Annotated in this window: 11 protein-coding genes; 5 read left to right on the forward strand and 6 right to left on the reverse strand. The window is 69.3% G+C overall.

Going from position 1 to position 18,007, the window contains the following annotated elements; translation table 11 throughout:
- The gene (locus RUR_RS01845) at positions 1-3,015 is read right to left on the reverse strand and encodes an AfsR/SARP family transcriptional regulator (protein WP_283133072.1); all 3,015 of its coding nucleotides are present in this window, start codon (positions 3,013-3,015) and stop codon (positions 1-3) included.
- A 1,013-nt stretch (positions 3,016-4,028) separates the two neighbouring features.
- Here RUR_RS01845 and RUR_RS01850 point away from each other — a divergent pair.
- On the forward strand, positions 4,029-5,075 hold the full coding sequence (locus RUR_RS01850; protein WP_283133073.1) for a methyltransferase: 1,047 nt from the start codon (positions 4,029-4,031) through the stop codon (positions 5,073-5,075).
- A 209-nt stretch (positions 5,076-5,284) separates the two neighbouring features.
- Complete coding sequence (locus tag RUR_RS01855; RefSeq protein ID WP_283133074.1) at positions 5,285-7,534, forward strand: terpene synthase family protein; 2,250 nt, start codon at positions 5,285-5,287, stop codon at positions 7,532-7,534.
- Between the two features lie 113 nt (positions 7,535-7,647).
- Here the strand turns inward: RUR_RS01855 and RUR_RS01860 are convergent, their stop codons facing one another.
- Positions 7,648-8,094: an aromatase/cyclase gene (locus RUR_RS01860; protein WP_283133075.1), complete on the reverse strand. Its 447-nt coding sequence runs from the start codon at positions 8,092-8,094 to the stop codon at positions 7,648-7,650.
- A 31-nt stretch (positions 8,095-8,125) separates the two neighbouring features.
- Entirely contained in the window at positions 8,126-9,154 is a 1,029-nt protein-coding gene (locus RUR_RS01865) for an NAD-dependent epimerase/dehydratase family protein (protein WP_283133076.1), read from the reverse strand.
- 124 nt (positions 9,155-9,278) lie between these two features.
- On the opposite strand from RUR_RS01865, the gene RUR_RS01870 reads away from it, so the two are divergent.
- Positions 9,279-12,413: a non-ribosomal peptide synthetase gene (locus tag RUR_RS01870; RefSeq protein ID WP_283133985.1), complete on the forward strand. Its 3,135-nt coding sequence runs from the start codon at positions 9,279-9,281 to the stop codon at positions 12,411-12,413.
- Here RUR_RS01870 and RUR_RS01875 read toward each other — a convergent pair.
- From RUR_RS01875 to RUR_RS01885, 3 genes are read right to left on the reverse strand one after another with little or no spacing between them, the layout of a single operon-like run.
- The gene (locus tag RUR_RS01875; RefSeq protein ID WP_283133077.1) at positions 12,378-14,144 is read right to left on the reverse strand and encodes an AMP-binding protein; all 1,767 of its coding nucleotides are present in this window, start codon (positions 14,142-14,144) and stop codon (positions 12,378-12,380) included. The genes RUR_RS01870 and RUR_RS01875 overlap by 36 nt on opposite strands.
- Positions 14,141-15,166 (reverse strand): MupA/Atu3671 family FMN-dependent luciferase-like monooxygenase, encoded by a 1,026-nt coding sequence (locus RUR_RS01880; protein WP_283133078.1) that lies wholly within the window; start codon positions 15,164-15,166, stop codon positions 14,141-14,143. Before RUR_RS01880 ends, RUR_RS01875 begins: the two co-directional genes overlap by 4 nt.
- Positions 15,167-15,192: 26 nt before the next feature.
- Entirely contained in the window at positions 15,193-15,954 is a 762-nt protein-coding gene (locus RUR_RS01885; RefSeq protein WP_283133079.1) for a phytanoyl-CoA dioxygenase family protein, read from the reverse strand.
- Between the two features lie 173 nt (positions 15,955-16,127).
- Here RUR_RS01885 and RUR_RS01890 point away from each other — a divergent pair, with 173 nt between their 5' ends.
- Positions 16,128-17,258 (forward strand): YcaO-like family protein, encoded by a 1,131-nt coding sequence (locus tag RUR_RS01890; RefSeq protein ID WP_283133080.1) that lies wholly within the window; start codon positions 16,128-16,130, stop codon positions 17,256-17,258.
- Positions 17,246-18,007: a TfuA-like protein gene (locus RUR_RS01895; protein ID WP_283133081.1), complete on the forward strand. Its 762-nt coding sequence runs from the start codon at positions 17,246-17,248 to the stop codon at positions 18,005-18,007. Before RUR_RS01890 ends, RUR_RS01895 begins: the two co-directional genes overlap by 13 nt.

An 18,007-nucleotide genomic window follows, 5' to 3' on the forward strand; every position in this document is an offset into this window, starting at 1 on the left:
TCACCTGGAGAAGCGGGGATCCATCCCCTCGCTCAGCTGGAGCGCCCGAGCCATCGCCGCCTCCGCCGCGGCGTCGTCGCCGACCGCCTGACACGCCTCGCAGAGCAAGGTGAGGGTCTGCGCCTCCTGCAGGGGCATGTTCATCACCTGGAACAGGTCGGTGGTCTGCCGGAAGTAGGACGCCGCCAGCATCGGGTCGCCGCTCGCCAGGGCCAGCTCGCCGAGCCCCTCCAGCGCGTCCGCCTCGGCCAGCCGCTGCTGGGCGCTGGTGGCCAGCTCCAACGCCAGGTGGAGGGCCCGGGACGCCGCGACGCGCTCACCCTGGCGGAGCCGCGCCATGCCGAGACCGTGCTGGACGTACGCCTCGCCCGTGGTGTCGCAGATGTCGCGCACGATGGCCAGTGCCGCGGTGAACGCGTCCACGGAGAGGGCGAACTCCCCGGCCTGCAGGTGGGCGCGGCCCATCCGGTGCAGCACCTGGGCGTTCACCCTCCGGTTTCCGCCGGACCGGCTGTGGATCAGCGCCTCCCGGAGCAGCCGCTTGGCGTCCTCCACGTTCCCGCAGTCCAGGTGGAGCTGGGCGAGGGAGTGCAGGGCGAAGGCCGCCGAGACGTGGTCGCCGGTGGCGCGGAAGATCGCGATGGCCTGCTCCGAGCGGTCGACGGCCTCCTTGAGCCGCCCGTTGAGCCGATCCATCAGGGCCAGGGCACTGGTGGCGAGCGCGAACCCCTGGCTGTCGCGGATGTCGGTGAAGAGCCCCATGGCGGTCTCGAGTTCGCGGCGCGCGTCGTCGAAGTGCTGCTCGGTGAAGGACAGCATCCCCATCCGGTACAGCACCATGGCGTGGCCGTGCCGGTCCCCCGCCTGCGCGGTCGCCTCCCGCGCGATCTCGTGGGTCTCCCGCCAGTCGTCGAGGTAGACCCGGGATTCGAAGAACCTCGTCGCGGCCACCGCGAGGCTCCAGCAGATCTCCACCAGCCCCGCCTGCGCGGCCTGGCGGATGCCGGACACCAGAACGAGGCGTTCCCGCTCGAACCATTCAAACGGTGTCGCGATCAGCCGGTCGATCAGCTCCTTCGAGGGTGACCAGTGGATGACCTCCCCGGGGATCGGGACCGTGGTGCCGAATTCCCGGCACTGGGCGGCGTCGGCCAGGACGAGCAGCGCGCTCAGCGCCCGGCTCAGCGTCGCGGTGCGCTCGGGGGCCGGCTCCTCGGCGGCGAGCCGCTCGCGGGCGAACACCCGGATGAGGTCGTGGAACTGGTACTGGGTGTACGCGCCGCGCCCGGCGTGCACGACCTCGATCAACTGCGCGTCCACCAGGTCGTCCAGCAGATCCTGGGCGACGGGGAACGGCTGGTCCAGCAGCGGCGCCGCGATCCAGGCCGGAAGGACGTGCGAGTCGAGGATCGCCAGCCGCCGGAAGAGCCGCCGGGCCTCGTCCCCAAGGCCCTCGTAGGTCAGGGAGATGCTGGCCCGGATCCCCATCTCGCCGTGGATGAGCTCGTCCAGCCGGCGGGTCTCGTCCCGAAGCCGTTCCGCCAGCTGCCCGATGTTCCAGTGCGGACGCGCCGCCAGCCGTGAGCCGGCGATGCGCAGCGCCAGGGGCAGCCGTCCGCACAGGTCCACGAGCATGGAGGCCGAGTGCGTGTCCGCGTGCACCCGCTCGACACCGGCGATCCGGGAGAGCAGCTCCATCGAATGGGCGGCGTCGAACACGTCCAGGTCCACGTGGGTCACCCCGGCGAGCCCGCCGAGCCGGCTCCGGCTGGTGATGATGATGGCGGCCTGGGGGTTGCCCGGGAGCAGCGGGAGGACCTGGCTCTCCCCGCTCACGTCGTCCAGCACGATCAGCACCCGGCTGTCGGCGATCAGGTTCCGGTAGGTCTCGGCCCGCTCCTCCAGGCCGTCCGGGATCGCGTTCCCCGGCACCCCGAGCACCCGGAGGAACCGCTCCAGCACCTGCATGGGGCTGACCGCCCGGGGGGCGACCCCGTGCAGGTCGGCGAAGAGCTGACCGTCGGGAAAGTGCTGGGCGACGTCGTGCGCGATGTGGACCGCGAGGGTGGTCTTCCCGATCCCGGCCCGTCCCACGATCGCGATGATGGGGACCGCGAAGCGCGCCGAGCCGCTCGGGGCCGTGGTCAGATGCCGGCGTATGGCGGTGATCTGCCGGTCCCGGCCGGTGAAATCGGCGATGCCGGTGGGCAGCATGCACGGCACGCCGACGGCGGGCTCGACGGCGACCTTGGCCGGAGGGTCGGGCAGGTTGAGACTCTCGCTGGCGGTGAGGATGGCGTATTCGAGCTGCTGCAGGCGTTCGTTGGGTTCGATCCCCAGCTCATCGATCATCACGCGGTGCGCGTTCCGGTAGACCTGCAGCGCCTCCGCCTGCCGGCCGGATCGATAGAGCGCGATCATCAGCTGCCCCACCAGCCGCTCGCGCAGCGGGTGCTCCTGGACCAGCTTGGTGAGCTCGCCGACAAGCTCGTGATGCTTGCCGAGGTCGAGTTCGAGCTGGATGCACGCCTCGTTGGCGGCGATCCTGAGCTCGTTGAGACGGTTCGCCTCCACCTGCAGCAACCTGCTCTCGATGCCGTCCAGCGCGGGTCCGCGCCACAGTCCGAGCGCCTGGCGGAACAGCGTGACCGCTTCGCCCGGGTCTCGCTTGTCGCGGGCGCAGCGGGCCCGGAGGATGAAGTCCTCGAAGCGGAACGCGTCGACGCGTTCCTCGTCCACCTGGAGCAGGTAGCCCTGGGAATGGGTGACGATCGCGTCGCAGTACCCGTGGGCGGTGAACATCCGGCGAAGCGCCGAGATGCAGATCTGCACCTGGACCCGGGAGGTGGCGGGCGGGTTGTCCCCGTAGATGACCTCGGTCAGCCGGCCGATGGAGACCGGCCGGTTGGCGTGGAGCAGCAAGGTGGCCAGAACCGCCTGTTGCCGGGTACCCCCCAGGTCGAGCCTGCGTCCGCCTGCGGCAGCCTCGAGCACCCCAAGAATGCAGAAATCCATGCATTACTCCTGACGGCTACCGGTGGCCCGGGGACGCAGGTCACCCCGCGAGGAGGTGAAGCCACACCGATGGCATGTTCGAGAGCCGGCGGGCGTGGTCAGCCTCAGTGCGGGATGTGTGCCAGCCAGACCTCTTCTGGTTTTTCTTTGTCAAACAAGTCGAACTATAAGTAAGCAATCATCGTGCGACAAGATCGAGGAGGCCACCCGGAGACCCCTCGTTCCCGCAGGTGTGGAGGCGGCCGTCACGCCGTCCCGAGGTGGGCGCGACGACCCCTCGGAACCCTTCGCACCAGCGACGACGCCCGCCTCCCCCCTCGCCGGGGGAGAAACCCCCGGCATTCGGCGATCTTGTGGAGCCACCGGGAACCCTCGCCGATCCGCTAGGACCCGGATCCCGGCTTGGCGAGCACGGGCGTGCCGGCGACACCCCCTCGGCACGCCGTACTCGAACCGTCGAACCGTGTCACGCCCTCGCCTGGGCCGTCTCGGGGTTGTTCAGTTCCACGGCTCGGCGAACGCCAGGAGTAGCGGTGCCTGGGCGGGATCCGCTGTCTGAGCGACGGTTGCCGATGGAACGATCTTGCTCAGGGCAATACCTGCGAAGGCGGCGGCGGACACGGCCAGGACAAGGGTGAAGTGAGTGACCCGGCCCCTCATATTGCGGATCATCGATTCCCTACCTCGTGCTCGAGTGGAGGCACTGCTCGGTAGCGTCGAACGACGCTAGCCACACCATGACAGAAGGCAATATTTCCGCGTTATTCCTTCCTTTCTGGGGCGACATTTACACAGGTCGAAGCGGCCCATTGACCGGACAACGTCAAGACGACTCCGCCTCCAAGCACTGAAAAGCACCTCTGACCAGGACATCCGCGAGCCTGCTCCATCCTCGGGCAAGCGACGGCTTCGCATTCGAAAAGGTGCGAACCCCATCGGACGCGATCAAGCTCGGTGGAGACGTGACGTCGAGACCGGCGAACACCCAGAGCGCCCACCTACGGAGGAGATCCATGGCCACCAGCGGCAGCGTTACCGTCACGGACGCCGACTACCTGCGGATCCTCATTCACGGCACCACCGCATTCGAGTTGCTGCGCACCGGGCTGGAGTTCGGCCTCTTCGAGCGTCTGGAGGAGTCGGGAGGGATGGACCTGCCGCAGGTCGCGGCGGCGCTCGGCGTCCGGGAGCAGCCGGCCCGCGTCCTGCTGCTCGGGCTGACCTCCCTGTTCCTGCTGGAGAAGCAGGGTGAGAAGTACGTCAACGCCCCGATGACCCGGCGCAAGCTGCTCCGCGCCGGCCCCCGATTCCTGGGCGAGCTCGTCGACATCCAAGCCAAAATCATCAACGCCGGCATGGCGGACTTCGCGGAATCCGTCCGGCGGGACACCAACGTGGGGCTTCGCCACATCGACGGCCCGGGCACGACGCTGTACGAGCGGATCACCGCCCACCCGCACCTGCAAGAGGTCTTCTACGCCAACATGGGGAACGCGTCGCGCAAGGCGTTCATCCAGATCCTCGACCTCTACGACTTCTCCGCCGCCCGCCACGTCATCGACATCGGCGGCGGCGACGGCACCAACAGCGTCGAGCTCGCCAAACGGTATCCGAAGCTGGAAGTCACGGTGTTCGACCAGGAGAGCGTGACCGAACTCGCCGCCCAGCGGATCGCCGACCCGGACCTGCGCAAGCGGGTGCACTTCCACGCCGGCGACCTGCTGACCGACGCCCTGCCCGAAGGCGCGGACACGATCCTGTTCTTCCACATCTTCGAGATCTGGTCGCTGGAGCGCAACGTCGAACTGCTCCGCAGATGCCACGCGGCGCTGCCCGCCGGGGGCGTGTGCCTGATCTACAACTTCACCTCCAACGACGAGGGCACCGGATCGATGAGCGCCGGACTGCTGTCGCCGTACTTCCTCACCCTGGCCTCCGGGGAGGGCATGGTCTACTCGCCGGACGACATGGAGCGGGCCATCCGCGACGCGGGCTTCTCCCGCGTGGACCGGTACCAGAACCTGGGGTTCAGCCACGCGCTGGTCGTCGGCCACAAGTGACCGGCCCGGAAGCGGAACGGCGCCGGAGCAGGCCTGCCCGGCGCTACGCCGTACCGGACGTCCGGTGCGGGCCACCGCGGTAGAGCGAGTCTGCATCAGGTGACATTTGGGGATTTCATTTAGGCGGACGTTGGCCTACAGTACCGTGAGCGTCAGTGTCGTCACCGTGAGTGAATCGACCAGTCGGCTCCGAGAGAGTAGGCACGTGCATGCAGGCATTCACCCTGCCCGACTTTTACATGCCTTATCCGGCCAGGATCAACCCCCACCTCGAACGCGCACGGGAGCACAGCAATCGGTGGGCCGCCGACATGGGGATGCTGGACGCCCCCAAACCGGGCGGTGGCGTCGTCTGGGACGAGGCCGCGCTGGCGGCGATGGACTACGCGCTGATGTGCGCCTACACCCACCCCGACTGCGACGGCCCCATGCTCGACCTGATCACCGACTGGTACGTCTGGGTGTTCTTCTTCGACGACAACTTCCTGGAGCACTTCAAGTACTCCCGGGACATGCACGGGGCCAAAGCCCATCTGGACCGGCTCGAACTGTTCATGACCGCCCCCGGCCAGACGCCGCCGGAACCGGAGAACGCGGCCGAGGCCGGCCTGAAGGACCTGTGGGAGCGGACGATCCCCCTGATGTCGGACGCTTGGCGGGAACGCTTCACCACCAGCACCCACAACCTGATGGTGGAGTCCATGTGGGAGCTGGAGAACATCGACCGGGGCCGGATCGCCAACCCCATCGAGTACATCCAGATGCGCAGACGGGTCGGCGGGGCGCCGTGGTCGGCGAACCTCGTCGAGTGCGCCGCCCGCGCCGAGATCCCCGACGCGATCGCCGGGACCAGACCGATCAAGGTCCTGACCGACACCTTCGCGGACGCCGTGCACCTGCGCAACGACCTCTTCTCCTACCAGCGGGAAGTCCAGGAGGAGGGGGAGAACTCCAACGCCGTCCTGGTGTTCGAGCGTTTCTTCGACTGCCCCACCCAGGAGGCGGCCGACCTCGTCAACGAGCTGCTCACCTCCCGGCTGCAGCAGTTCGAGAACACCGCGTTGATCGAGGTGCCCCGCCTCCTCGCCGAACACGCCGTCCCCCCGGACCGGCAGCTCGGCGTGGCCGGCTACGTCAAAGGCCTGCAGGACTGGCAGTCCGGCGGACACGAATGGCACGCCAGATCCAGCCGCTACATGAACCAGGGCCTGGCCACCGCCCCCACCGCGGGCCTTGGCGGCCCCACCGGACTCGGCACCGGCTCCATCACCGCGCTGCTCTCCCCCGGCAGGCTCGGGCTCACGCGCCGGGCCCGGCAGCACGCGCACGTGCCGTACCGGCCCGTCGGCCACCTGCCCCCGCCGGACCTTTACATGCCCTTCCCGATCCGGACCAGTCCCCACATCGACGCCGCGCGGCGCGACTCGGTCGACTGGGCCCGGCGGATGGGCATCTTCGACTCGGTCCCCGGTGTCGAGCACGGCGGGATCTGGGACGAGCGGCGCTTCCGCCTCATCGACCTCGCCCACTGCGCCGCGATGATCCACGCTGACGCGGACCCCGAGGAGCTCAACCTCTCGACCGACTGGCTGACCTGGGGCACCTACGGGGACGACTACTACCCCGTCGTGTTCGGCCAGGCCCGCGACCTCGTGGGGGCCGCCCTCTGCAACGAACGGCTCGCCGCCTTCATGCCGCTCGACGCGGGCGAGACCCCGGAGCCGGCGAACCCCCTCGAACGCGGGCTGAAAGACCTGTGGGAACGCAGCACCGGGAAGATGGGCACGCACGCCCGGGCGCAGTTCCGCGCGTCGATCGAGGACATGCTGGCGAGCTGGCTCTGGGAACTGACCAACCAAGCACAGAACCGGGTGCCCGACCCGATCGACTACGTCGAGATGCGGCGCGCGACCTTCGGCTCCGACATGACGATGAGCCTGGCCCGGCTCACCGCCGCCGAAGCGGTCCCCCCGGGGATCTTCCAGACCCGAACCATCCGTGAACTGGACACCGCCGCCCAGGACTACGCGACCTTCACCAACGACCTGCACTCCTACCAGAAGGAGATCGAGTTCGAGGGTGAGGTGCACAACATGGTCCTGGTGGTCGAGAACTTCCTCGGGGTCGACCGCATCCGGGCACGGGACACGGTCGCCGACCTGATGGCCGCGCGGATGCGGCAGTTCGAGCACATCCTCGCCAACGACCTGCCGGTCCTCTTCGAGGACTACGCCTTGGAGGAGCCGGCCCGTCAGGCTCTCCTCCGGCACGCGGAGAAGCACAAGGAGTGGATGTCGGGCATCCTGGAGTGGCACCGCAAGTGCGCCCGCTACACCGAGGCGGAGCTCCATCGCCTGCACCGCCCCACGCCGCCGGTGGACTTCACCTTCCCTCCCACCGGCCTGGGGACCTCCGCGGTGCGCCTCGCCGCCGCGGGGAAAGGCACGCCCCCGGGGTGACACACGGTCCCCTGAAATGCCCGGCGTCAGCGGATGCCGGGCATCGGGAACGATCGTGATGGCGTCTCGCACTTCCGGGGCCGGACGTCGCGGTGTGAACGGCGTGGAGCGGTTCAGGCCTTGGGACCGAGGGAGAGGAGCATGTCGGAGGAGTTCCGCCGGATGGCCGCGGCGGCGAACGGATCGAGCACGTCACGCAGGACCGGGATACCGATCTCGAAGTCGACTTCGAGGGTGACCGAGGTGATGCCCTCCCCTTCGTCGAGGACCTGCCAATGACCCGAGAACCGGTCCATATCACCAGCGACCTGCTCGAATGTCACGCGCAACCGGTCGGGCTCGTGACGCTCGCGTTCCACCCAACGCAGCACGGAACCCTCCAGCTCGACCTCCCAGCCGACCACGGACTCCGTGCTGCCGTCCGCGTGGCCGACGTGGTCGAGGAGCTCGATGAGCAGCACGCATTCCATCAGCTCGGGATACCGCTTCACATCCAGGATGAGATCCCAGACGGCCAGGGGCGGTGACTTCAGGCGTTCTGTGACCACGATCAGCGGCATGTTCTCCCCCGGTTCCCCGTTGTCACGACGCTCACCTCGCGGCGGCTTTCCATGGTGTGAGCTCCCGGCACGCCCGGTCGGGGTGGCGATCCGCCCAGTAGTCCACGCAGCGGTCCAAGCAGTCCTCCAGCGGCTCGACCGGCCAGGTCACCGCGAGTGAGTGGGGAATGGACATGTACGGAACGAACGGCTCAAGCGTGTCCAGGACCCGCTGCTGGTGGCGGGTCAGGACACGACCCGCCAGCGGGCGGAAGAACCGGTACCACTGTTCGGGAGTGAGCAACCGGGGCCGCTCCAACGGCTCCGCTCCCCGGCGGGCCCTCCAACGGTCGAGCCGCCGGAGTGTGCGCTCGATCAGTTCCCCCACGGTCATCGCACCGAGGCCGCGACCCTGGACGTGCACGGTGGTCGTCGCGGGCCGTCCCGCCGCGGCGACCTCCAGGCAGCAGGACACCACATCCGTGCTGGACACCATCTCCAGCGGCGACTCCTTCTCGCAGACCAGCGCGGGAAGCGTACCCGAGGTGATGGCGGTGAGCCTGCTGTACAGCCCGGAGAACCGGGCGACGGCACCATCGGACCTACGGCCGACCACGAGCGGCGGCCGAATGATCGTCGCGGGGCCGAACCTCCCGCGGACGGTGCGTTCGGCGCCGGCCTTGGACCATTCGTAGGTGTTCCGGTAATCGCCGACCTCCGGGCTCTCCACGTCGCCGTTGAGGCCGATGGCCCAAGCGGTGGACACGAAGACCAGGTGGGTTCCCGGCCCGAGGAGCTCCGCGAGCGGATCGAGCGGGGTTACGTTGGCCCGCCACGCCTCGACCGCGGGCAGCGTCCATCGCGTGCTGGCGGCTGCGTGCACAACCACATCCCAGTGGCGCCGGAGCACCGCCGGGGCAGACTCGTTCATCATGTCCCACGACACCGATCCGGCGCCACCCCTGCGTGAACAACCGACCACGTCCCAGCCCGCCGCACCCGCCCCACGGACGATCTCGGCGCCCACCACGCCGGTGGCCCCGGTGACCAGCATGCTTCCGGAGTCGCCACCCCGAACCATTTCGCCTCCCGGAGTTTCAATGTTTTGTACATACGCGTTTCTTGACATGCTAGAACCGCCGTGACGCAATTGAACACCGCAACGTTGAACAGCAAATCTGGAGCGGTCGATGAATTCCGATCCGATGGCCCCCCTCTCATATGCACAGGAGGGAATCTGGTTCACGCAGCTCATGAATCCGAACAGTCCGCAGTTCAATATCGTCACGGGTCTGGGGCTGCGGGCCGATCCCGGACGCGCGGCCGTGGAGCAGGCACTCCGCGCCGTCGCCGACCGGCACTCGATCCTGAGGACCGTGTTCGGCAGCCCGTGGGACCCTCCTCATCAGCGGATTCATCCGTACGAGCGCTTCGATGTGGATCTCGTCGAGGCGGATCTGTCCACCGCCGGTTCACCCAGGGACGCGGCGGCGGAGATCGTGAAGGCCAGTGTGGCGACGCCCTTCGACGTAAGTGCGGCTCCGCCGTGGCGCGCGCATCTCCTCCATCTCAACAAAGGAGAGCATGTCATCGCGATTGTCGCGCATCATTTGATCGCCGACGACAGATCAATGGAGATATGGGCGGACGAGCTCGATTCCCTGATTTCGGGAAGAACGCCGGAATCACTGCCGGAGTTGAACATTAAATACGATGACTTCGTGTCCTGGCAACGGGAGTGGCTCGACGAGCCTGAACAAGCCGAGCTTTTCCGGTATTGGAGGCACGCGCTTTCCGGTTATCCGTCGTGGTCCGGGCCGTGCCCCGACCTGCCGAAGGGCGCCGAGCCGAGCAGGGTCGCGCGGAGCTTCCCCGCCGACGTCGAGACCGTCGAACGGGTGCGCGCACGCGCGCACGAGGCGGGCACCACGCTGCTGGCGGCCTGGGCGACCGTGGTCGGGGCGGCCGTCGCCCGCCATACCGGTGGCGACCGGGTGCTGCTCGGCTGCGTCACGACCGGCCGCACGCTTCCGGAGCTCCAGTCTCTGATCGGGTGTTTCAGCAACATCGTCGTCCTGCCGATCGATCTGGGCGGGGACCCGAACTTCCTCGACGGCCTGGCCGCGGGAAGGCGGGCGCTGCTCAGCGCCCTGCAGCACGAGGACGTGCCGTTCAGCCGGGTCGTCGAGCTGGTCAACCCACCCAGAGGCGGCGTGCGCGGACCTATCGCGCAGGTCGGCGTGCAGGTCACGGAGCGGTCGTACCCCCTGCCCGGAGTCCGCGGCGAGGAGGTCGCGGGGGTCGCGGCCGGAACCGCCGCCGGTCCCTTCGACCTGGAGTTTCAGCTCCGCGCCGATGACGGGAACGCGATCGCGACCGTGCTCTACCGGGCCGACCTCTACTCCCGTGACCTGATCGAGGAGCTGGGAGCACAGGCCCTCGGCCTGCTCGACCAGGCGGCCGGGCATCCGGACAGGCCACTCATCCCCGCAAGAGCCGCAGCGCCGTACCGGCCCGCCGGCGGCGAGCCCTCGACGGTGGACGGACTCATCGCGGCACAGGCCGCACGTACCCCGGACGCGACGGCGGTGCTCTACGACGACCTGCGCCTGAGCTATGCCGAGCTCATGACACGGGCATACGCGATCGCCGCCGGGCTGCGGGACGGCGGAGTCACCGCCGGGACCCCCGTCGGCGTTCTCATGGAGCGCTCGATCGACCTCGTCCCGGCCGTCCTCGGGGCCCTCGCGGCCGGTGGGGTCTACATCCCGCTCGACCCCGGCTACCCCGCGCCGCGTCTGCGTCAGGCGGTGGAACGCGCGGGGTTGAAGGTCGTACTCGGTGACCGGACCACGGCCACGGTGGCCGGGCGGATCGGGGTCCACCTCCTGAAGGCGAACGGGCTCACCGGCCTCGGGCCTCAGGTGGACGGCCACGACGAACACGACGCGGCGTACGTCATGTTCACCTCCGGATCCACCGGCGTGCCGAAGGGCGTGGTCGTCGAGCACCGCTCGGCGGTCGCGACCATGCGCGCGATGACCGAGGAGATCGGGCTGGGCGCGGACGACGTGTGGCTGGCCGTCACCCCGATCTCGTTCGACATCTCGGTGCTGGAGCTGCTGCTCCCGCTGACCGTCGGCGGCACCGTGGTGGTCGCGCCCCGCGAGGCGACCCGCGACGGCGAGCAGCTCTGCGCGCTCGCCCGGCGCAGCGGCACGACGGTGATCCAGGCCACCCCCGCCACCTGGCGCATGATCCTGGCCGCCGACGATTCGGACGGCCTCAAGGTCAGCGTGCTGTGCGGCGGGGAGGCGCTCGCCCCGGACCTCGCGGCCCGCTTGCGCGGGTTCGGGCGGGGGCAATGGAATCTCTACGGCCCGACCGAGACGACCATCTGGGCCTCCGCGTGGCGGCTGCACGAGGCCGACGGGCGGCGGGTGTCGATCGGCAGGCCGCTGGCCGGTGCGGAGTTCCTGATCCTTGACTCGGACCGCACCCCCGTGCCCACCGGCTCCCTCGGCGAGCTGTACATCGGCGGGCCCTGCGTGGCCAGAGGCTACCTGGACGATCCGGCCACCACCGGCGAGCGTTTCGTGTGGCTCGGCACCGGCCGCCACTACCGCACCGGAGACCTGGTGCGGCGGCTGCCGGACGGCATGTATGAGTTCGTCGGCCGGAACGACGCACAGGTCAAGGTACGCGGATTCCGGATCGAGCTACCCGAGGTGGAGACCACTCTGCGGGCTCATCCCCTGGTCGACGACGCGATGTGTACGGTCGTCCGCGACGACAGCGGCGAACACCGGCTCGTGGCCCACCTGGTGACGGCCGTGACCGAGACCCCCGCGCCGGATGAGTTCCGCCGTTTCCTCGCCGAGCGGCTTCCGCCGTACATGGTGCCGTCGTCGTGGTTCGTCATCGACGCGGTCCCGCTGACGCCCAACGGCAAGGTCGATCGCGGCGCGCCGGGTACGGCGAGCCGGCGGCTCGGCCCGCCGTCCACGCGACCGGCGACGATGTCGGAGGTGGAACGGGAAGTCGCCAGGATCGGGGCGGAGTTGCTCCGGCTCGACGCTCTCGGCGCCGACGAGGACGTGTTCGCGGTCGGCGGGCACTCATTGCTGATCGTGCATCTGCTCGCCCGGCTGCGTGCCCACTTCGGGGTCGCCGTCCCCCTCCGGGCGCTGTTCGATCGGCCCACGGTACGCGAGATCGCCCAGACGATCGAAGCGCACCTCACCATGGCACGTGCTTCCGAGGCGCCCAAGCTCGTCCGCCAACCCCGAAGCCGGCCTCCTTCCTCACCGGATCGGGCGGATCCGGCGACGAGCGGTTGACGGGGTGAAAATCAGGGCCTTGGCGAGCCTGCCGGGGCGGGCGTGTTCCAGGACCGTCGCGATCGGGACGTGGCGGTCCAGCGCGTCGGAGAGGCGTACCGCGACCTGCGCGGCGAGCAGGGAGTAGGAACCGACCTCCAGCAGATTCTCGTCCGGGTCCACCGTCTCCCGGCCGAGGGTCTCCGCCCAGGCGGACAGGACCGTCTCCATCACATCGGCGGTGCGAGGCTCCGGTTTCGGGGTCCTGCGCGGTGACGGCCTGAGGGCGATCAGGTCCTGAAGCGCCGTCTTGCGGATCTTGCCTGTGGGGGTGAGGGGAAGCGCGTCGACGATCGTGATGCGGGAGGGCCGGGCGTGCGCCGGAAGCCGCTCGGCACAGTGACGGTACAGCTCGGCGGTGCTCGCCGGGGCCTTGAGGGTGACCACCGCGGCGATCGTTCTGCCGAGCATGGGGTGCGGAACACCGATCGCCGCGGCCGCCAGCACCGCTGGGCTCTCCGAGAGCACGGCCTCGACTCGGGTGGTGGACACGTTGTGCCCGGCGATCACGACCGTGTCGTCGCGCCGGTCCACAAAGTAGACGAATCCATCGGCGTCGGCATAACCCAGGTCACCGGTGGCGACCCAGCCGTCGTCCAGGATCCTGGTCGCGCCCTCCCCACCGGGCGGCGACAGGTGGTGCCGGGGCGGTATCCCGACCGGCCGCAACCAGATCTCACCGGTCTCCCCCACCGGCACCGCGTCGCCCAGGCCGTCCACGATCCTCAGTTCGGTGTCCTCCCCCGGCCGGCCGATCGACCCGGACCTTCCCGACTCGTGATCGTGGACCAGGGAGACGCCCTCCGTCAGCGTGTACGCGTTGAAGACCTTGGCCCCCGGAAACGTGACGGCGAGCCGGTCGAACAAGACGGGCGGCAACGGCGCCGAGGAACTCACCACGCACCGGACCGAGGAGAAGTCGTACGGCACGGCATCGGCGGCGGCCAGCAGCGCCGCGGCCGAGGACGGCACCAGCCCGACCACACGCACCCGGTGCTCCTCGATCAACTCGCAGTGCCTGGCCGGATCGAACCGGGACGGGACCACCAGTTTGGGCCCTCGGACACAGTCGTGGACCAGGCCCTGGGTGGCCTCGCCTCCGATGCTCACGGTCATCAGCACGGCGGGTTGCTCCGCCAGGCCGGAGAGCATGTCCTCCACGGGGTACAGCGCGGCCAGGCCGGCGTGCGACACTGCGACGATCTTGGGCCGTCCGGTTGTGCCGGAGGTCCGCACCAGGTACGCGAGGTCGTCGGGGTCAACGGCGCCGGCGTCCCCGTCGCCCCCTTCCCCGGCCCGTTCCAGCCCGGCCAGCGTCACCGCGTGACCCGTGAGCCGCCCGCCGACGTCGACCACCAGATCGGCCGCGGTCTCGTCGAAGGCGGCGGCGAGCTCGTGATCCGGCAGGTCGGCGGAGAGGGGCACCGCGGCGGCCCCCGCCTTGTAGACGGCGTAGTGCGCGACCACGAAGCCGTCCCACTCCGCGTCGGCCGCGACCAGCGCCACCCGGCTGCCCCGGCCCAGGCCGCGGGCGCGCAGCGCGGAGGCGGCCAGTCCCGACCTCCGGTCGAGGTCGCCGAAGGTGAGGGTGCCGCCACGGTCGACGACGGTGGCGATCGCGTCAGGCCGGTGGCGGGCCGCCCGGCGCAGCTGCCGCAGGACGGTGACCTCGAACGATCGGGGCACGGTCATGTCAGGCACCGCGCCAGCGTGCCCAGCCCGGCCAGGACGTCCGCGTCTTCGAGACCGAAGTCGACCAGGCAGGCGATCTCATCCACGCCGACGGCGGCGAGTCGCTCCACCAGCTCCCGGCAGCGTGCGGGGGTGCCGATCAGCGAGTCCGACGCCATGTATCGCCGGGCGGCGAAACCCAGCAGCACGTCCCAGTCGTCCGGGGACAGCTCGCCGGTGGGCACGTCCACCCCGAGCCGCGCGAGCGAGGCCGCGGAGAGCCCGAACGAGCTGCGGAGATACCCCTTGAGCGGCTCGGTCGCAAGCCGCTCGGCCTCGCCTTCCCCCTCGTGCACGAACGTGTGCAGCATCAGCGTCACGTGACCGGGTCCCACGCCGGAGGAGCGCGCGCCACGGTAGGCGGCGACGGTGTCCCGCAGCTCGTCGATGCTCTGGCCGAGCAGATGGGTAAGCAGGTTGGCACCGGCCTTGCCCGCGGAGACCGCCGTCTCGGCCGAACCCGCCGTGGTGATCCAGGTGGGCAGCTCCCGTTGGATCGGCGGCGGGAAGACCTTCGGCAGCGACTCCTCGCCCTCCGCGTCCACGAACGCGACGGGCTCCCCACGCCACAGGGCCCGGACGGCTTCGACCCCCTCCCAGAACACCTGATGCCGCTCCGAGTAGGGCTGCCTGGCAAGCGTGAAATCCCCACGCTGCCAGCCGGAGGCGAACGAGACTCCCACCCGGCCCCCGGACAGATTGTCCACGACCGACCATTCCTCGGCCACCCGGATGGGGTGGTGCAGCGGCATCACCACGCTGCCCGCGCGGATGGCCACCCTCCGGGTGCGCACGGCGAGCGCCGCACCGAGTACCGAGGGGTTCGGATAGAGCCCGCCGAACCCGTGGAAATGCCGTTCCGGCGTCCATACGGCGGTGAAGTCATTCTCATCGGCGAACCGGGCACACGAAAGAAGCAGATCGTAGCCCGCAGCCGCCGAGGTGGAACCGGTCGCGGCAAAGAAGAACAACCCGAATTGCACGCGTGCCCCCTTGTGAAAGTTATTCCTTAGAACCCCTCGAACAGATAAAGATCGACCGTGGGCTGGCTGAGCCCGAGTAGCCGGAGTCGATCCTCCGAGGCGTCGGTCACGGCCTCGGGACAGATCGGCAGTTCGGCACCCGTCGGCTTGATGAACCAGAATCCCCACAGCAGCGCGACTCCCCTGCGCGGCCGGTTGGACCGGTTACGGCCCCGGGAATGCACCAGATGGCTGTTGAACAGCAATGCCTCGCCGTACTCGAGGGGGATGGCGACCTCGTCCGGATGCGGCTCGGTGGAATGCTCGGACACCGCTGCGTATCTGCTGCGGTGGCTGCCCGGCAGGACGACGGTCGGGCCGGACCGATCCTTGGTGTCATCCAGGAAGAGCAGCATGTTCAGGGTGAGCGGGCGGGCCGGATCGGCACCCACGAAGCTCACGTCCCGATGCCAGTCGCGCTCTGTCGGTACGGTGTACTTCGGGGTCCGCCAGCGCGACGCCCCCGGCTGATAGGTGAGCCAGTAATCCAGCAGCTGCAGGTGCGCACCGTACACCGAACGGGGGGCCGCCAGCGCCGACGCACTGTCGATGAATTCCCGGAACGCGGCATACCTCAGCAGATGCAGCCGCTCGGTAATTCCGCTCTCACCTTCATCCCAGGCCCGGTCATAGGTGTCTCGCATAGCGTCCAGCATTGAGTGATCGGCGATATTCGTTAATTTAACAAAGCCCAGATCCTCCAAGGCTGAGCGCTGTTCAAGGGTGAGCCCTCCGGTGACTGAGGTCAAACCGCCCTCCCCGATTATGCGATCAATTCGGAGTTTCGCGACGGAACGCAATCCTGCATTATTGTCCCCGGACATTCAAGCCACTGCCCGGGGGTCACATGAACCTGAACGGCATTCGCACGTCCTTGCACCGTCCTTCACCCAAGGCCTTTCGCGACGGGACCGACAGGAGCGTGTCCCCGGAGGAGACACTGGCCCGGGTGGCGCCGATCGCCCGCGCCGCGGGGGTGACCCGGGTCGGGGGTGTCGGCGGGCTGGACCGCATCGGAATACCGGTCTACTGCGCCTTCCGCCCGGACTCACGCAATCTCGCCGTCTCCCAGGGCAAGGGCACCACCCGGCCCGCGGCCCGCGCCTCCGCCGTGATGGAGGCGATCGAGCTGTGGCACGCGGAGCGGCACCGGCTGCCGGTACGGTACGACACCGCGGAGCGGCTGGCGGGCTCCGGTGAGCGACCGGCGGACGTCGCCGGGATGGTGAAGTGCCCGTGCCACGAGTTCGCACCGGACCGGCTGCTGCGATGGGTCCGCGGACTGGAGATGCTGGAGGAGGAGCCCGTCTGGGTGCCGTACGAGTCTGTGCACTGTGACTGGAGGTTGCCGACGGCGTACGGCGAGCACTCCTTCCAGAACGGATCCAACGGCCTGGCGTCGGGGAACACGATGGCGGAGGCGGTGGTGCACGCCCTGTGCGAGGTGATCGAACGCGATTCGATCGTCCGTTTCGACCGGCTCGCCCCGGAGGCGTCCGCCGCCAGGAGGGTCGATCCGGCGACCGTCGACGACCCGGAGTGCCACCGGCTGATCGGCCTCTTCGAACAGGCCGGCATCGAACTGATCATCTGGGACATGACCTCCGAGCTCGGTGTGCCGACCTACTCCTGCGTCGCGGTGGAGGTGGATTCGCCGTGGTACCGGCCTCTGCCGCAGACCCAGGGGTCCGGTACGCACCCGCTCAGGCGGATCGCGTTGCTGCGTGCGATCACGGAGACCGCGCAAGCGCGGGCGGCCGTCATCGCCGGATCCCGCGACGACATCTTCGACGAGCGCTACGAGCTGTACTTCGACGGTTCCGCACGGGATCGCGTCGCCGCCGAGGTCACGGTGTCCGCGACCCGGAGCTTCCACGACCTGCGGGACGCCGACCACGGCACCGCGAACGAGGACCTGGCATGGCTGCTCGGCGTGCTGGCCGGCCACGGACACCGCCAGGCCGCCGTCGTGGATCTGACCGACCCCGCGTACGGCCTGCCGGTGGTCAAGGTCGTGGTACCCGGTCTGGAGTGGCGCCCATGGGAGGAGTGAACGGCGACGTCGTGGTCTTCGTCGGCCCCACGTTGCCACTGGAGGAGGCGCGCGAACTGCTCGTCGCCGATTACCGGCCGCCGGCCAGGATGGGGAGCGTCTTCCGCGCGGTTCGCGACGGCACGCGAAAGATCGGGATCATCGACGGATACTACGAACGAGTGCCCGCGGTGTGGCACAAGGAGATCCTGTGGGCCATGTCCTGCGGGGTGGCGGTGTACGGATCCTCCAGCATGGGGGCCTTGCGCGCCGCCGAGCTCGACGTGCACGGCATGGTCGGTGTGGGTGAGATCTACCGGTGGTACCGGGACGGGGAGATCGAGGACGACGACGAGGTGGCGCTCTTCCACGCCCCGGCGGAGAGCGGGTACGCCGCGGCGTCGGAGCCCCTGGTCAACATCCGGGCGACATTGCGCGCCGCCGTCGCCGCGGAGGTGATCGGCCGGACGACCGCCGCCGATCTGATCGGCCTGGCCAAGGCGATGCACTATCCGGACAGGACATACCCGCCGATCATCGGCACGGCACGGGAGATCGGCCTGCCGCCGTACGAGCTGGCGGCGCTGGAGGCGTGGCTGCCGGGTGGGCGCGTCGACCAGAAGCGCCGGGACGCGGTCACCCTGCTCCGGGAGCTCGTCCGTGCCGAACCCGGTGGGCGCCCGCAACCGCCCGGGTTCGAGCCGACCTGGATCTGGCAGGACCTTGTGCTCGCCCAGGAAGCCCGGGACGCCGGCCGAGGGAGGGGCTGA

Source organism: Rhizohabitans arisaemae, assembly GCF_025996515.1.
GTDB classification, from domain to species: domain Bacteria; phylum Actinomycetota; class Actinomycetes; order Streptosporangiales; family Streptosporangiaceae; genus Rhizohabitans; species Rhizohabitans arisaemae.